The organism is Cupriavidus sp. 01T418 (genome assembly GCF_056398885.1).
Map to the genome: position 1 here is coordinate 209,701 of NZ_JBFTQG010000003.1, position 16,221 is coordinate 225,921.

At 65.0% G+C, this 16,221-nt stretch carries 15 protein-coding genes; 9 read left to right on the forward strand and 6 right to left on the reverse strand.

Features of this window, described 5'->3' with window-relative positions; translation table 11 throughout:
- Nucleotides 1-75 precede the first annotated feature (75 nt).
- Together AC1DQ3_RS05175 and AC1DQ3_RS05180 are read left to right on the forward strand one after the other, a co-directional pair.
- Nucleotides 76-510: an HIT family protein gene (locus AC1DQ3_RS05175; protein ID WP_477119257.1), complete on the forward strand. Its 435-nt coding sequence runs from the start codon at nt 76-78 to the stop codon at nt 508-510.
- Nucleotides 511-586: 76 nt separating this feature from the next.
- The gene (locus tag AC1DQ3_RS05180; protein ID WP_477119107.1) at nt 587-1,441 is read left to right on the forward strand and encodes a 3-hydroxybutyryl-CoA dehydrogenase; all 855 of its coding nucleotides are present in this window, start codon (nt 587-589) and stop codon (nt 1,439-1,441) included.
- Nucleotides 1,442-1,561: 120 nt separating this feature from the next.
- On the opposite strand, the gene AC1DQ3_RS05185 is transcribed toward AC1DQ3_RS05180, so the two are convergent.
- Nucleotides 1,562-2,230 (reverse strand): Crp/Fnr family transcriptional regulator, encoded by a 669-nt coding sequence (locus AC1DQ3_RS05185; RefSeq protein WP_477119108.1) that lies wholly within the window; start codon nt 2,228-2,230, stop codon nt 1,562-1,564.
- Between the two features lie 237 nt (nt 2,231-2,467).
- Between AC1DQ3_RS05185 and AC1DQ3_RS05190 the strand changes: the two genes are divergently transcribed.
- The 7 genes from AC1DQ3_RS05190 (at nt 2,468) to AC1DQ3_RS05220 (ending at nt 11,109) form a co-directional block, all read left to right on the forward strand.
- Nucleotides 2,468-4,438 carry an AMP-dependent synthetase/ligase gene (locus tag AC1DQ3_RS05190; protein WP_477119109.1) on the forward strand — a complete coding sequence of 657 codons (1,971 nt, stop codon included), beginning with the start codon at nt 2,468-2,470 and terminating at the stop codon, nt 4,436-4,438.
- A gap of 23 nt (nt 4,439-4,461) precedes the next feature.
- On the forward strand, nt 4,462-5,358 hold the full coding sequence (locus tag AC1DQ3_RS05195; RefSeq protein WP_477119110.1) for an ABC transporter ATP-binding protein: 897 nt from the start codon (nt 4,462-4,464) through the stop codon (nt 5,356-5,358).
- Between the two features lie 13 nt (nt 5,359-5,371).
- Nucleotides 5,372-6,286, forward strand: coding sequence for a branched-chain amino acid ABC transporter permease (locus AC1DQ3_RS05200; protein ID WP_477119111.1), 915 nt, complete (start codon nt 5,372-5,374; stop codon nt 6,284-6,286).
- Nucleotides 6,287-6,312: 26 nt separating this feature from the next.
- The gene (locus tag AC1DQ3_RS05205; RefSeq protein WP_477119112.1) at nt 6,313-7,389 is read left to right on the forward strand and encodes a branched-chain amino acid ABC transporter permease; all 1,077 of its coding nucleotides are present in this window, start codon (nt 6,313-6,315) and stop codon (nt 7,387-7,389) included.
- An 87-nt stretch (nt 7,390-7,476) separates the two neighbouring features.
- Nucleotides 7,477-8,811 carry an ABC transporter substrate-binding protein gene (locus AC1DQ3_RS05210; RefSeq protein ID WP_477119113.1) on the forward strand — a complete coding sequence of 445 codons (1,335 nt, stop codon included), beginning with the start codon at nt 7,477-7,479 and terminating at the stop codon, nt 8,809-8,811.
- A gap of 150 nt (nt 8,812-8,961) precedes the next feature.
- Nucleotides 8,962-9,777: an ABC transporter ATP-binding protein gene (locus tag AC1DQ3_RS05215; RefSeq protein ID WP_477119114.1), complete on the forward strand. Its 816-nt coding sequence runs from the start codon at nt 8,962-8,964 to the stop codon at nt 9,775-9,777.
- Nucleotides 9,778-9,858: 81 nt separating this feature from the next.
- On the forward strand, nt 9,859-11,109 hold the full coding sequence (locus AC1DQ3_RS05220) for a phenylacetate--CoA ligase family protein (RefSeq protein ID WP_477119115.1): 1,251 nt from the start codon (nt 9,859-9,861) through the stop codon (nt 11,107-11,109).
- 40 nt (nt 11,110-11,149) lie between these two features.
- On the opposite strand, the gene AC1DQ3_RS05225 is transcribed toward AC1DQ3_RS05220, so the two are convergent.
- From AC1DQ3_RS05225 to AC1DQ3_RS05245, 5 genes are all read right to left on the reverse strand, one after another.
- Complete coding sequence (locus tag AC1DQ3_RS05225; protein WP_477119116.1) at nt 11,150-12,127, reverse strand: NAD(P)H-dependent flavin oxidoreductase; 978 nt, start codon at nt 12,125-12,127, stop codon at nt 11,150-11,152.
- 412 nt (nt 12,128-12,539) lie between these two features.
- Nucleotides 12,540-13,733 (reverse strand): class I SAM-dependent rRNA methyltransferase, encoded by a 1,194-nt coding sequence (locus tag AC1DQ3_RS05230; RefSeq protein WP_477119117.1) that lies wholly within the window; start codon nt 13,731-13,733, stop codon nt 12,540-12,542.
- A 173-nt stretch (nt 13,734-13,906) separates the two neighbouring features.
- The gene (locus tag AC1DQ3_RS05235; protein WP_477119118.1) at nt 13,907-14,212 is read right to left on the reverse strand and encodes an HP0495 family protein; all 306 of its coding nucleotides are present in this window, start codon (nt 14,210-14,212) and stop codon (nt 13,907-13,909) included.
- Nucleotides 14,213-14,228: 16 nt separating this feature from the next.
- Nucleotides 14,229-15,437: a D-alanyl-D-alanine carboxypeptidase family protein gene (locus AC1DQ3_RS05240; protein WP_477119119.1), complete on the reverse strand. Its 1,209-nt coding sequence runs from the start codon at nt 15,435-15,437 to the stop codon at nt 14,229-14,231.
- A gap of 73 nt (nt 15,438-15,510) precedes the next feature.
- Nucleotides 15,511-16,155, reverse strand: coding sequence for an alpha/beta hydrolase (locus AC1DQ3_RS05245; protein ID WP_477119120.1), 645 nt, complete (start codon nt 16,153-16,155; stop codon nt 15,511-15,513).
- Between the last annotated feature and the right edge of the window lie 66 nt (nt 16,156-16,221).

Genomic DNA, 16,221 nt, shown 5'->3' on the forward strand with positions numbered 1-16,221 from the left:
GCCCTGGAGTGCCGTAAAGCGCCGTAGAGCCGCAAAGCGGCGCGCGCGCCGCAGGCCAGGACCAAGACGAGACCAATCAGGAGTACCGTGTACGATCCCAACAATATCTTCGCCCGCATCCTGCGTGGCGAACTGCCTTGCACCAAGGTGTATGAAGACGCGGACACCGTCGCCTTCATGGACATCATGCCCCAGTCCGACGGACACGTACTGGTGCTTCCCAAGGAAGGCGCCGTCGAGATTTTCGATCTCTCCGACGCTGCCGCCGAAGCGGCCATCCGCACCACCAAGCGCGTAGCAGGCGCAGTGCGCGCCGCCTTCCGGCCGGACGGCATCTCGATCGGCCAGTTCAACGGCAGCGCCGCGGGCCAGACCGTGCCGCACGTGCATTTCCACATCGTGCCCCGCTATGCCGACCGCACGCTGCGCGGCCACGGCACCGACATGCAGGACCCGGAAATCCTCACGCAACACGCCGAGCGCATCATCGCCGCGCTGCGCGAAGCCTGACCCGCACGGGCTCGCAGCATCCCGCGGCGTGCCGCATCAGCATCAGCATCAAGCAACCAGCAACAAGGAAGAGACGATGGGAATCAGGACAGTTGGCATCGTAGGCGCAGGCACCATGGGCAACGGCATCGCACAAGCGTGTGCCGTGGTGGGCCTCGACGTAGTGATGGTGGATATCAGCGACGCAGCGGTGAACAAGGGCATCGCCACCGTCGCCAGCAGCCTGGATCGCCTGATCAAGAAAGACAAGATCAGCGAAGCCGACAAGCAAGCGGCGCTGGCGCGCATCAAGGGCTCGACCGCGTATGACGCGCTCAAGGCCACGGACATCGTGATCGAAGCCGCCACCGAGAACTTCGACCTCAAGGTCAAGATCCTCAAGCAGATCGACAGCGTCGTCGGCGACGACGTGATCGTGGCCTCCAACACCTCGTCGATCTCGATCACCAAGCTGGCCGCCGTCACCAGCCGTCCGGGCAATTTCATCGGCATGCACTTCTTCAACCCGGTGCCGATGATGGCGCTGGTGGAACTGATCCGCGGCCTGCAGACCAGCGATGCCACGCATGCGCTGGTGGAAGAACTCGCCAAGGTGCTGGGCAAGTACCCGATCACCGTGAAGAACAATCCGGGCTTCGTGGTGAACCGGATTCTCTGCCCGATGATCAACGAAGCGTTCTGCGTGCTGGGTGAAGGCCTGGCGTCGCCGGAAGAAATCGATGAAGGCATGAAGCTGGGTTGCAATCACCCGATCGGGCCGCTGGCGCTGGCGGACATGATTGGCCTGGATACGATGCTGGCGGTGATGGAGGTGCTGTACACCGAGTTCGCCGATCCGAAGTATCGCCCGGCCATGCTGCTGCGCGAAATGGTGGCGGCTGGCTATCTTGGCCGCAAGACCGGGCGTGGCGCGTACGTCTACAGCAAGTAAGCGTTTCCGCCGACGGGATGAACGGGCTGGCGTTGGGGTGACCCGGCGCCGGCCCTTTTCCTTTTTGGCCTGATTTCTCGGCCTGATTTCCTGGCCTGAACTAAACCCGGCGTCAGGTCATCACTCTCCGTATTGCCGCAATCCTTCCAGATCCAGCACCTCGATCACCCCATAATCCACCTTGACCAATCCCTGCTGCTCCAGCACCTTCAAGGCCTGATTGGCCCGCTGCCGCGATATTCCCGCCAGCAGTCCGATCTCCTCCTGCGAGATCTCCAGCGTCTTCCCCAGCCCCGGATACAGGTGCTCGTTGAACAAGGACGACACCGCGCGCGCCACCCGCGAATCGATATCGAGCAGCCGTTCGTATTCCACCGCGGCAATGAACTGCCCCAGCCGCTCATTTAACTGCGTCAGCAGGAACCGGGTAAAAGGCAAACTGGTATCCAGCAACCACTGAAAAGTCTCCCGCGGAAGAAATGCAATCCGCGAGCGCCGCAGCGCCATCACATCGTATTTGCGTATCTCGGCCTTCAGCACCGCGCCTTCGCCAAACCAGCCACCCCTGGGCACACCGGTGAATGTGACCGACTTGCCGGAAGGCGATACCGTGGTGATCTTGACGATCCCTTCCAGCACGCCCAGCCAGTGCTCGGCCATGTCGCCCTTGTGACAGACGTAGTCGCCCTGGCTATATTCGCGCACGCACATGGCGCGGCGGACAACGTCGCTTTGTTCCGGGCTGAGGTCGGCTGCCCACACGCAGCGGTCGACAAAATCGTTGAGCATGAACTGGGGAACCTTCCCGTAGGGATTAACCCGGAATTGTCATCGGCGTGACAACCGGGGCAAATGGCATGCACTATCTTATGACCACGCCAGCAGCGAGTGTGCGCCAGGACAAGGCGCGAAGGATTTGTTGCGCTGCGGCAGAAACATCGCCGGGCAAGACAGCCCAAGTATAACCAGCGGAAGCAGGCTTGACACCGGTAGCGGATCCCCGCTCCGGAGGGACAGGAGACAGCGATGCAGGAACCGTCGGCGACGACCTTCCCGCGCCTGCTGCTTGCGCATGCGCAGCAGCGGCCGGAAAACCCGGCTTACCGCGAGAAGGATCTCGGGATCTGGCAGACCTATGGCTGGGCGCAAACCGCGCAGGAGGTCCGCGCGCTGGCGTGCGGACTGGCCGCGCTGGGCTTTGCGCGCGGCATGAACCTGGCGGTGGTCGGCGACAACCGGCCGCGCCTGTACTGGGCCATGAGCGCGGCACAGGCGCTGGGCGGCGTGCCGGTGCCGCTGTACCAGGATGCGATCGCGGGCGAGATGATCTATGTGCTGAACGATGCCGAGATCGATTTTGCCATCGTCGAGGACCAGGAGCAGGTGGACAAGCTGCTCGAGGTGGAGGAGCAGCTCGCCGCGCAGGGCCGCAAGGTGCGCCACATCATTTATGAAGACCCGCGCGGGCTGCGCGACTACGATCATCCGGCGTTGATGTCCTGCCAGCGCCTGCAGGACATCGGCCGCGAGTTCGACCGCGCCAATCCGGGCTTCTTCGACCAGGCCGTTGCCGAGGGCTCGCCCGACGATACCGCCATCATCCTCTACACCTCCGGCACCACCGGCAAGCCCAAGGGTGTGTGCCACTCGCACCGCGGCCTGATTGGCTCGGCGCGCAACGGCTGCGCCTTCGACGGCCTGACCGCGAAGGACGATGTGCTGTCCTACCTGCCGATGGCGTGGGTGGGCGACAACCTGTTCTCCTACGCGCAGGCGATGACGGCGGGCTTCACCGTGAACTGCCCCGAATCGCGCGAGACGGTGATGACCGATCTGCGCGAGATCGGTCCCACCTATTACTTCGCGCCGCCGCGCATCTATGAAAACCTGCTCACACAGGTGATGATCCGCATGGAAGACGCGGGCTGGATCAAGCGCAAGCTGTTCCACTGGGCGATGGGCGTGGCGCGCCGCTGCGGCACGGATATCCTCGACGCGAAACCTGTGGCGCTGGCCGACCGGCTGCGCTACGCCGCGGGCGAGTTGCTGATCTACGGCCCGTTGCGCAATGTGCTGGGCATGAGCCGCATCCGCGTGGGCTACACGGCGGGCGAAGCGATCGGTCCGGACCTGTTCCGCTTCTATCGCTCGATCGGCGTCAACCTCAAGCAGTTCTACGGCCAGACCGAGACCTGCGCTTATGTCTGCCTGCAGCCGGACGGCAAGGTCAAGTTCGATTCGGTGGGGCCTGCCGCGCCGGGCATGGAGATCCGCATTGCCGACAACGGCGAGGTGCTGGTGCGTGGCGTGGGGCTGCTCAAGGCCTACTACAAGCGCGACGATGCCACCCGCGAGGCCATCAACGACGACGGCTACTTCATGACCGGCGACGCCGGCGTGATCGATGCCGACGGTCACCTCAAGATCATCGATCGCGCCAAGGATGTGGGCAAGTTGTCGGGCGGCGCCATGTTCGCGCCCAAGTACATCGAGAACAAGCTCAAGTTCTTCCCGTACATCAAGGAAGCGGTGGCGTTTGGCACGGGACGCGACAGCGTCTGCGCCTTCATCAATATCGATTTCGAAGCGGTAGGCAACTGGGCCGAGCGGCGCCACCTGGCGTACGCCGGCTACATCGATCTCGCCGCGCGGGCGGAAGTGATCGCGATGATCGCCGAGTGCGTCGAGCAGGTGAATGCCGACCTCGCGACCGATGCCATGCTGGCCGGTTCGCAGATCTCGCGCTTCCTGATCCTGCACAAGGAACTCGATCCGGACGACGACGAGCTCACGCGTACCCGCAAGGTGCGGCGCGGCTTTATCGCCGAGAAGTACGGCGTGCTGATCGAGGCCCTGTACGCGGGCAAGCCGGAGCAGTTCATCGAGACGCGCGTGAAGTTCGAGGACGGGCGCGAAGGCAGCGTGTCGGCCACGTTGAAGCTGGTTGACGTGAAGCGCTTCCCGCCGGCCCCCGCCGGCGGGGCACGCGCGGCATGAGCAGGGGCGGCAGGATGACGCAAATGGCATGGAAAGGCGTGGAGCGCGGCGGCGACGGCCAGCCGGTGTGGAGCGGCGCGTCCGCGGCGGCGGCAACCACGGCGGAGCTGCAAGGCGGCTTGCAGGCCGAGCGCGCGCAGGTACGGCAGGCCGGCAACGTGATACTCGACCTGCAGAATATCTCGCTGGCCTTCGGCGGCGTGAAGGCGCTGACCGATATCTCCTTCGATGTGCGCGAGCATGAGATCCGGGCCATCATCGGGCCCAACGGCGCGGGCAAGAGTTCGATGCTCAACGTGATCAACGGGGTCTATCAGCCGCAACAGGGCCGCATCGTGTTTCGCGGCGAGGAACGGCGCAAGATGCATCCCACCGCCGCGGCGCGCCAGGGCATCGCGCGCACCTTCCAGAACATCGCGTTGTTCAAGGGCATGACCGTGCTCGACAACATCATGACCGGGCGCAACACGAAATTCCGCAGCGGCCTGCTGGCCAATGCGCTGTGGTGGGGCCCCGCGCGCAATGAGGAAATGCTGCACCGGAAGAAGGTCGAGGAAGTGATCGATTTCCTCGAGATCCAGGCCATCCGCAAGACGCCGGTGGGGCGGCTGCCCTACGGCCTGCAAAAGCGCGTGGAACTGGCGCGCGCGCTGGCGGCCGAGCCCTCCATGCTGCTGCTGGACGAACCGATGGCCGGCATGAACGTCGAGGAGAAGCAGGACATGTGCCGCTTTATCCTGGAGGTGAACCACCAGTTCGGCACCACCATCGTGCTGATCGAGCACGACATGGGCGTGGTGATGGATATCTCCGACCGCGTGGTGGTGCTGGACTACGGCAAGAAAATCGGCGATGGCACGCCGGAGGCGGTAAAGGCCAACCCTGACGTGATTCGCGCCTATCTCGGCGCCGGCCACTGAGACAAGGATAACCATGACGTTCTTCTTTGAAATCCTGATCGGCGGGCTGTTGTCGGGATTGATGTACTCACTGGTGGCGCTGGGCTTCGTGCTGATCTACAAGGCTTCCGGCGTGTTCAACTTCGCGCAGGGCGCGATGGTCTACTTCGCCGCGCTGGCGGTGGTCGGGCTGATGGACAAGGGCCTGCCGATGTGGGCTGCGGTGATCGGCGCGTTCGGCGTGATGGTGGTGGTGGGCATTGGCACCGAACGCCTGGTGCTGCGCAAGCTGGTCAACCAGCCGCCGATCACGCTGTTCATGGCGACCATCGGGCTGTCCTTCTTTCTCGAAGGACTGGGGCCACTGCTGTTCGGCAACGAAGTGCGCCCGATCAACCTCGGCATCGTCGACGAACCGATCGAATCCATCCTGACGCGCTTCAATATCGTGGTGTCCAGGTTCGACATCGCGGCGGCGGGCATCGCCGGTGTGCTGGTGGGCACGCTGGCGCTGTTCTTCCAGTACACCAAGGTGGGCCGCGCGCTGCGCGCCGTCGCGGACGATCACCAGGCGGCGCTGTCGCTGGGCATTCCGCTGCAGCATATCTGGGCCATTGTGTGGGGCGTGGCGGGCTTCGTGGCGCTGGTGGCGGGCATGTTGTGGGGATCGCGCAACGGTGTGCAGTTCGCGTTGACGCTGACGGCTCTCAAGGCACTGCCGGTGCTGATCCTGGGCGGCTTTACCTCGGTGCCCGGCGCCATCGTCGGCGGGCTGATCATCGGGGCCTCGGAGAAGCTGGCCGAGATCTATATCCCGCCCGTGTTCCAGTCCGCTTTCGGCGGCAACTTCGGCGGCATCGAAGGCTGGTTTCCCTATGTCTTTGCGCTGTTGTTCCTGCTGGTGCGGCCCGAGGGGCTGTTCGGTGAGAAACATATCGATCGTGTCTGACCGGCACCCGCCCCAGGAGAAACAATATGTTCTACCGTGAATCCGGCCAGTTCAAGACCAGCTATGTGGCCGACAGCCAGATCTTCCCCATCCGCCAGGACCGCATCGGCTTTGCGGTGCTGATGGCAGTGGCCTTTATCGCGATTCCGCTCATCGGCTCGGAATACTGGTTCTCGGCCATCCTGATCCCGTTCCTGATTTTCGCGCTGGCCGCGCTCGGGCTGAATATCCTCACCGGCTACGCGGGACAGCTCTCGCTTGGCACGGCGGCCTTCATGGCCGTGGGTGCGTACGCGGCCTACAACTTCCAGTTGCGCATCGAAGGGCTGCCGGTGCTGCTGACCTTCATCCTGGCGGGATTGTCGGCGGCGCTGGTGGGCGTTGCCTTCGGCCTGCCGTCGCTGCGCATCAAGGGCTTCTACCTTGCCGTGGCCACTTTGGCCGCGCAGTTCTTCGTGGTGTGGGCGCTGACCAAGTTTCCCTGGTTCTCCAACAACAGTTCCTCGGGCGTGATCACCGCGCAGCAGCTGAACCTGTTCGGCATCGCCATCGATACGCCGGTGAAGAAATATCTCTTCGTGCTGATGCTGGTGACCGTGCTGGCCATCGCCGCAAAGAACATGGTGCGCTCGTCCACCGGGCGCGCGTGGATGTCGGTGCGCGACATGGACGTGGCGGCCGAGGTCATCGGCATTCCGCTGATGCGCACCAAGCTGCTGGCATTCGCCGTCAGCTCGTTCTACTGCGGCGTGGCCGGCGCGCTCTATGCGTTCTGCTACCTGGGCTCGGTAGAGCCGGACGGATTCTCGCTCGACCTGTCCTTCCGCGTGCTCTTCATGATCATCATCGGCGGCGTGGGCAGCATCCTCGGCGCCTTCCTTGGCGCAGCCTTCATCCTGTTGCTGCCGATCTTCCTGGACAACGTGCTGCCGCCGCTGGCCGCGCTGTTGCACCTGCCTTTTACCAATGCCGCGGTGTCGCATATCCAGTTGATGGTGTTCGGCGCCCTGATCATCTTCTTCCTGGTGGTGGAACCGCACGGCCTGGCGCGGCTGTGGCAGATCGCCAAGGAGAAGCTGCGGCTGTGGCCATTCCCCCATTGAGTCTTATCGCATCGACGTTTTTTTAGGCTGGACCGGGCAAACGGGTATCTCATAACAAACACACCTGCCAAGGTGAAGGAGACAGTCATGACCATCCTGATTCGCAATCTGCAGCGCATTGCCCTCGCGCTGGGCGCCTCTGCGGCGCTGCTCGCGCCGCTGGCGGTGCAAGCGCAAAGCGGCGAGCAGTTCGTCGCCTTGCCCAGCTATCGCGTCGGCCCTTATGGCGCCAATGGGCAGTCCTTCTACGGCGGCTTTGTCGACTACCTGAACTACGTCAACCTCAAGGAAGGCGGCGTGAATGGCGTGAAGCTCTCCTGGGAAGAGTGCGAGACGGAGTACAACAACGCCAAGGGCGTGGAGTGCTACGAGCGGCTCAAGAGCAAGAGCGCGGCCACCAAGGGCACCGCCTACCACACCATGTCGACCGGCATCTCCTACGCGCTGGTGGACAAGACCGCAGCCGACAAGGTGCCGCTGGTGATGATGGGTTATGGACGCACCGATGCGGTGGACGGCTCGGTCTTCCCCTATGCCTTCCCGCTGGTCACCACCTACCAGATGCAGGTGTCGGCCATCGTCAAGTTCCTGGCCTCCAGGAGCGGCGGCTCGCTGGCGGGCAAGAAGATCGTCTACCTGTATCACGACTCGGCCTATGGCAAGGAGCCGATCGTGGCGCTGGAGGCCGAAGCCAAGCTCGGCAAGTTCAACCTTGTCGAGATTCCGGTGGCACACCCCGGCAACGAGCAGGGCGCGCAGTGGCTCAAGATCCGCCAGGAGAATCCTGACTACGTGATCTTCTGGGGCTGGGGCGTGATGAACCAGACCGCGCTCAAGGCCGCGCAGAAGGTGGGCTTCTCACGCGACAAGATGATCGGCTCGTGGTGGGCCGGCTCCGAGGAGGACACCGTGCCCGCCGGCGACGCCGCCAAGGGTTACATGAGCGCGACCTGGAACGTGGCCGGCAAGGGCGTGCCCGTGATCGCCGATATCGACAAGGTGGTCTACGGCGCCGGCAAGGGCAATATGCAGGACCGCAACAAGGTCGGCTCGGTGCTCTACAACCGTGGCGTATCGGCCGCGGTGGTGACGGTGGAAGCGATTCGCGTGGCGCAGGGCAAGTACGGCAAGGGCAAGGTCATGAGTGGCGAGGACATGCGCTGGGCCTTCGAGAACCTCAACCTGACCAACGCCCGCTTGCAGCAACTGGGTGCGACCGGCCTGCTGCCGGAGATCAAGACCAGCTGCGACAACCATGAAGGCTCGGGCAAGGTGAAGATCCAGCAGTGGGATGGCACCAAGTGGGTCGTGGTGTCGGACTGGATCGAAGGCAACAAGAACCTGATCCATCCGCTGTTCAAGGCCAGTGCCGCGCAGTTCGCGAAAGAGAAGGGAATTTCGCCCTCGTGCATGAAGTCCTGAGCGGGCTGGCGGGATCAGCTGGCGTCGCTGCATGCTGATTGTCTGCTCCGCTCTCCCCCAACCTCTCTCCCGCAAGCGGGCGAGAGGGCAAGGATGCGGCGACGCCTCAGGGCGCTCCCGCAAGCCAGGTACCACCAACCGAGCCGCATCATGAGCCTGTTGTCCGTCAACAATATCGAAGTCATCTACGACCACGTCATCCTGGTGCTCAAGGGCGTTTCGCTCGACGTGCCGGAGGGCCGGATCGTGGCGCTGCTGGGCGCCAACGGCGCGGGCAAGACCACCACGCTCAAGGCCATCTCCAATCTGCTGCATGCCGAGCGCGGCGACGTCACCAAGGGCTCGATCGAGTACCGCGGCAACCGGGTCGACCGGCTCACGCCCAACGAACTCGTCAAGCGCGGCGTGATCCAGGTGATGGAGGGGCGGCATTGCTTTGCCCACCTGACGCTGGAGGAGAACCTGCTCACCGGCGCCTATACGCGCGGCTTGTCGCGCAGCGAGACGCGCGATGCGCTGGAACGTATCTACGATTACTTCCCCCGCCTGAAGACGCGCCGCAAGTCGCAGGCAGGCTATACCTCCGGCGGCGAGCAGCAGATGTGCGCGATTGGCCGGGCCATGATGGCCAAGCCCGCCATGATCCTGCTCGACGAGCCGTCGATGGGCCTGGCGCCGCAGATCGTCGAGGAGATTTTCGAGATCGTGCGCGACCTCAACCAGCGCGAGAAGGTCAGCTTCCTGCTGGCCGAGCAGAACACCATGGTGGCGCTGCGCTATGCGGACTACGGCTACATCCTGGAGAACGGGCGCGTCGTGATGGATGGCGCGGCGCAGGCGCTGCGCACCAATGAGGACGTGAAGGAGTTTTACCTGGGCGTGGCTGCGAGCGATGGCGAGGGCGGTGGGCGAAGCTCCTTCCGCGACGTAAAAAGCTATCGCCGCCGCAAGCGCTGGCTAGCCTGACAGGCGGTTCATCACGCGACTCATCTACGCGACTCATCTACGCGACTTACCTACGCGACTTACCTACGCGAACTACGCACCATGTCTGAATACTTCGATTCGCTCGAAACGCGCACGCCGCACGTCCGCCTGCAGGCGCTGCTGGACGCCTTGTCGCGCCAGGTTGCCCATGCCAAGGCGCATGCGCCGTATTTTGCGGAGATCTTGCGCGACGTGGATCCGCGCGGGCTGGATTCGCTGGCCGCGCTGGCGGCGTTGCCCGTGACACGCAAGTCCGAACTGACCGCGCGGCAGAAGGCGATGCCGCCGCTGGGCGGGCTCAATGCGACGCCGCTGGGCGGCTTGCGGCATATCTTCCAGTCGCCGGGGCCGATCCACGAGCCGGACGGGCATGGCGCCGACTGGTGGCGCATCGCGCGCGCCATGTTCGCCGCGGGCTTCCGCGCGGGCGACCTGGTCTACAACACCTTCTCCTATCACTTCACGCCGGCCGGCATGATGATGGAAAGCGGCGCCCATCGCCTGGGTTGCTGCGTGTTTCCGGCCGGCGTGGGGCAGACCGAATCGCAGGTGCAGGCGTTGGCGAGCCTGCAGCCGGCAGCCTACGCGGGCACGCCCTCCTTTCTCAAAGTGCTGCTGGAAAAGGGCGATGAACTCGGCCTGCCGTCCCCGGCCCTGAGCAAGGCACTGGTGTCCGGCGAGGCACTCCCGCCCTCGTTGCGCGCGTGGTTTGGCGAGCGCGGCATCCGCGTGCAGCAGATGTACGGCAGCGCCGACGTGGGCCTGATCGCCTACGAGACCAAGGGCGGCGATGGCTGGGTGGTGGACGAAAACGTGCTGGTCGAGATCGTCGAGCCGGGTGGCACGCAGCCGATGCCCGAAGGCGAGACCGGCGAGGTGGTGGTGACGGTGCTCGGCAACGGCGACTATCCGCTGATCCGCTTCGGCACGGGCGACCTCTCCGCGTTCGTCGCCGGTTCGGGCGAACGTGCCAGCCCCTGCGGGCGCACCAACCTGCGGCTGAAGGGCTGGCTGGGCCGTGCCGACCAGACCACCAAGGTCAAGGGCATGTTCGTGCATCCCGGCCAGGTGGGTGAGGTGATGCGGCGCCATCCCGAAGTGCGCGCCGCGCGCCTGGTGGTGACGGGCAGCGTCGGCGCCGATGTGATGACCCTGTATTGCGACGCCACGCGCGACGACGCGGGCCTGGCCCAGGCCATCGGCGAATCGCTGCGGGAGGTGATGCGCCTGCGCGGCGAGGTGCGTTTCGTGGCGGCGGGCGCGCTGCCGCAGGATGGCAAGGTGATCGAGGACGCGCGCAGCTACGACTGAGCGCGCTCCGCGCACTCAGTGCGTTACGCGGGCAACGCGCTCAGACCGCCAGCCCCAGGCGGGCGCGGGCCTCGTTGTACTCGGCCTGCATGCGTGCCACGATTTCGCCGGCGGTGGGGATGTCGTGGATCTGGCCCACGCCCTGGCCGGCGCCCCATACATCCTTCCATGCCTTGGCCTTGGAAGCGCCGCTGGAGAAGTCCATCTTGGTCTTGTCGGCCTCGGGCAGATTGTCGGGATCCAGCCCCGACGCCTCGATGCTCTCGCGGATGTAATTGCCGTGCACACCGGTGAACAGGTTGGTGTAGACGATGTCGGCCGCGGCGGAGGTGGTGATCGACTGCTTGTAGGTCTCGCTGGCGTGGGCTTCCTGCGAGGCAATGAAGCGGGTGCCCACGTAGGCGAAGTCCGCGCCCATCGCCTGCGCGGCCAGCACGGACTCGCCGGTGGCGATCGAGCCCGACAGTGCAATCACGCCGTCGAAGAGCTTGCGCACCTCGCCCACCAGCGCGAACGGCGACAGCGTACCGGCGTGGCCGCCGGCGCCGGCGGCCACCAGGATCAGGCCATCCACGCCGGCCTCGATCGCCTTCTCGGCATGGCGGATGCTGATGACATCGTGCAGCACGATGCCGCCATAGCTGTGCACCGCATCGATCATTTCCTTGGGCGGCGCGCGCAGCGAGGTGATGAGGATGGGCACCTTATGGTCCACGCACACCTTGATGTCATGGTCCAGCCGCGCGTTGGAGACATGCACGATCTGGTTGACCGCGATCGGGCCCACCGGCTTGCCGGGATTGGCGGCGCGGAAGCTGGCGAGTTCTGCTTCCATCTGCGTGAGCCACTCGCTCAGCATCTCGGCCGGGCGCGCGTTCAGCGCGGGGAAGGAGCCGACGATGCCGGCCTTGCACTGCGCCAGCACCAGCTCGGGGTAGCTGACGATGAACATCGGCGAGGCAATCACGGGCAGCGCCAGGTTTTGCAGGACCTGGGGCAGTTGCTTGGCAGCGGGCATGGCGTCTCCTGGACCACGTAGGGGCGCCGGTGGCGCCCTGGATATGAACGATCGTTCGATTATAGGGAGTTTCGGCTTGCGGGCGCTAGAAGGAGCAATCTACGCCCGCATGGCGCTCTCTCCACCATAGACCACTGGTGAAGTTGGGTGGCAAGCCGATCACAAGGGCAAAAAAAACCCCGCTACGCCGCGGGGCAACTACCACGAAGACTGATAGGAAGAGGCGGGGGGCACCTGCCAATGCCGCATCCGCACAGCGCACTATAGGTGGCGTTTGTGACTAACCCAAGACGCTTGCGTGAAGTCGGCATGACGGCGGCGCCAATGGCATGCGCCAACGCCGCCACCATGAAAAATGGCGCCCGCGGGCGCCGTGCATGCCTGGCCGATGGCCGTGGATCCCGGCACGCTTTCAGATCTTTTCCAGCAGCAGGCCCTTGAGATACTCGCCCTCCGGGAAGGCCGCCAGCATCGGGTGGTCGGTGCCGGCCGAGAGGCGGCGCAGGATGCGCGCGTCGGCGCGGGCATCGGTGGCCGCGCCCGCCACGATCTTCTGGAACAGCTCCATGCTGATCGCGCCCGAGCAGGAATAGGTGAACAGCAGGCCGCCCGGGCGCAGCAACTGCAGGCCGACCAGGTTGATCTCCTTGTAGGCGCGCGCGGCCCGGTCGATATGCTGGGCCGAGGGCGCGAACTTGGGCGGGTCGAGCACGATCAGGTCGAACTGGCGCCCATCGGCGCGGAACTGGCGCAGCGACTTGAAGACATCGGCATCCAGCCAGGTCGCACGCTCGGGGTCGAAGCCGTTGAGGGTGACGTTGCCCGCGGCGGTCTTGAGCGCCTCGCCGGAGGAGTCGATCGAGGTCACCGAGGTGGCGCCGCCGCGCAGCGCCGCCAGCGAGAAGCCGCCGGTATAGCAGAAGCAGTTGAGCACCTCGCGGCCATTGGCGAGATCGCCCACCAGCTTGCGGTTGTCGCGCTGGTCGACATAGAAGCCCGTCTTGTGGCCGCTGCGTACGTCCACGTAGTAGCGCACGCCATGTTCTGTCACGTTGAGCGCGTGATCGGGCTCGGCACCCGCCAGCACGCCCGTCACCAGCGGCAGGCCTTCGCGCTCGCGCACGGCCGCGTCGGAGCGCTCATAGACGTTGGGGCAGCCGGTTTCCTTGACGAGCGCCCGCACCAGCGCGTCCTTCCACGCCTCGACGCCCGCCGCGTTGAACTGGCACACCAGCTGGCCGTTCGCACCGCTGCCGTAGTAGTCGACGACCAGTCCCGGCAGGCGGTCGGCCTCGCCGAACACCAGGCGCACCGCGTCGCTGTCCTTGACCCACTGCCTGCGATGGGCGACGGCGGCGCAGACGCGCCGCTTGAACATGGCGTGATCGACTGGCTCGTTCTCGTCGAAGCTCCACACCCGCACGCGAATCTGGGAGGTGGGACTGTAGGCCCCGCGCGCCAGGAAACGGCCGTCCGCGGCGCGCACGATCACGGTGCTGCCGGATTCGCAACGGCCTTCGACGGTGTCCACGCCGGTGGCATAGACCCAGGGGTGGCGGCGCAGCAAGGATTTTTCCTTGCCGGGCTTGAGGGTGATGGTGTTCATGGTTTGTTGTTTTGGGCGCCAATCGAAGCCGGGCGGATGCGCCAACCCGGTCCGAAGTGCCTGAATGTTGTTACTCCCTCAGCCCCTCGGGGGGCGAGGGGAGCCCGGCGGCGCGGAGTGGGACGATGGCGGCAAGCTCGGCGCAATGCTGGCCTGCCACATCGCTTGACCGCCTACAGCACCACCTTCACCATCGGGTGCGAAGTCAGCGCGCGGTACAGGTCGTCGAGCTGTTCGCGGCTGGTGACCCATACCGTGACGGTCAGGCCGAGGTAGTTGCCTTTGCTCGAAGGACGCATCTCCATCTTGCCGGCATGGAAGCCGGGGTCGAACTCCTGCACCAGCGTCACGATGGCTTCGGCGAAGCCATCCTGCATGCTCCCCATCACCTTGATGGGGAAATGGCTGGGATACTCGATCAGCGACTCGCGCGGCGGGACGTCGCCCGGCGTGCCCTGGCCGGAATTGTCGGTGCTCATTTCAAGGCCCTCCAGCTTACTTGCGCTTGAACCACAGTCGGATGGTATCCCACAAGCGGCCGAAGAAGCCTGCTTCGGGCACGTCTTCCAGCGCCACCACCGGGAACTCGGCCACCTTGGTGGCGCCGTCCATCAGCTTGACCGTGCCGACCTGCTGGCCGGCGGTGATCGGGGCCAGCAGCAGTTCCTGGCGCTCCAGCACCGGCTTGATGCGGCCGCCCGTGCCCTTGGGCACGGTGATGTAGGTCTCGTCCTTGACGCCGATCTTGATGGTGGCTTCCTTGCCCTTGTAGATATCGGGCGTGGCCAGCACCTGGCCGCGGTCGTACAGGCGCAGCGTGTCGAAGAACTGGAAGCCGTAGTTCAGGATCTTCAGGCTTTCCTGCGTGCGGACCGCTTCGGTGGTGGTGCCGATCACGATCGAGACCAGGCGGCGCGAACCGTTCGGCACATTGGCCAGCGGACGCTTGGCCGAAGAGATCAGGCAGTAGCCGGCCGACTTGGTGTGGCCGGTCTTGAGGCCGTCCACGGTGGGGTCGATGTAAAGCAGGCGGTTGCGGTTGGGCTGGCGGATCTTGTTGTAGGTGAATTCCCTCTGCGAATACATGCTGTAGTACTCGGGGAAGTCCTTGATCAGGCGCGTGGTCAGCGTGGCCAGATCCATGGCCGTGGTGTAGTGGTTCGGATCGGGAATGCCGTCGGTATTGCTGAAGTGGGTGTTCTTCATGCCCATCTGCTGGGCCTGGCGATTCATCATCGCCACGAAGCCCTCTTCCGAGCCGCCTACGGCTTCGGCCAGTGCCAGCGAGGCGTCGTTGCCCGACTGTACGATCAGCCCCAGCAGCAGGTCGCGCACGCTGACCKGCTTGTTGGCTTCCAGGAACATGCGCGATTCGTCGCTCTTGACCTTCTGCACGATGGTGGTCGGCACCACGGTCTGGTCCATCGTGAGGCGCTTTTCCTTGATCGCGGCGAACGCCAGGTAGGCGGTCATCAGCTTGGTCAGCGAAGCCGGCTCGATACGCAGATCGGCGTTCTGCGAAGCCAGTGCCTGGCCGCTGGTGACGTCAAACAGCATCCAGGACTTGGCCGCCACCTGCGGCATCGGCACGCCCTGGGCGCGCACGGGAGCCGGGGCAAGCACCACGGCGGCGCCGACGACGGCGGCGGTGACCAGGGCGGACGTGTTGGCGGACGCGAAAAGCGGCGTGGCTCTATTCAGCATGTTTCAGTTTCCGACAAAGAAAAGGGGACGGGGAGTGTTTCCGGCGACAGGGCGGCGCGGCGCGCCGGTTCCGTCACTGGTCCCACGCATTGACGACGAGCTGCTTGATCAGGTGCAGCTTGCGATGAAAGAAGTGGTCGGCGCCGGGGATCACGATCACCGGCAACTCCTGCGGGCGAGCCCAGTCGAACACGCTCGCCAGTGGCACGGTGTCATCCTGCTCGCCGTGGATGACGATGGTATCGGCCGGCACCGGCGCCACTTCCCAGCGGCTGGCGGCGGTACCCACCATGGCCAGGCGCTGCACCGGCGTGCCGGCCTCGGCCAGGCGCCGGGCCACATGGCTGGCCACGAAGCTGCCGAACGAGAAGCCGCCCAGCGCCAGCGGCAGTGTGGCGGCATCCGGCGACCATGCGGTCTGGGTGCGCATCCAGGCAATGACAGCCAGCAGGTCGTCCTGCTCGCCCACGCCGTTGTCATGGGTGCCGGCGCTGCCGCCGACGCCGCGGAAGTTCGGGCGCACGGTGGCGTAGCCCAACTGCACGAAACAGCGTGCCAGCGTCTGCGCCACCTTGTTGTCCTTGGTGCCACCGAACAGCGGATGCGGATGTGCCACCAGCGCAAGGCCGCGCGGGGCGCTGGCCTGGGGCAGGTCGACCGAAATGTCGATGGCGCCGGCGGGGCCGGTAACGGTAAGTACCTGGGTATGCGCGTTCATGGAAACAGGAAGCGGGTGACTGGCTAAAGCGCGGCGGCGCCCTGGGGTTCAGCGTATCTGCGTTGC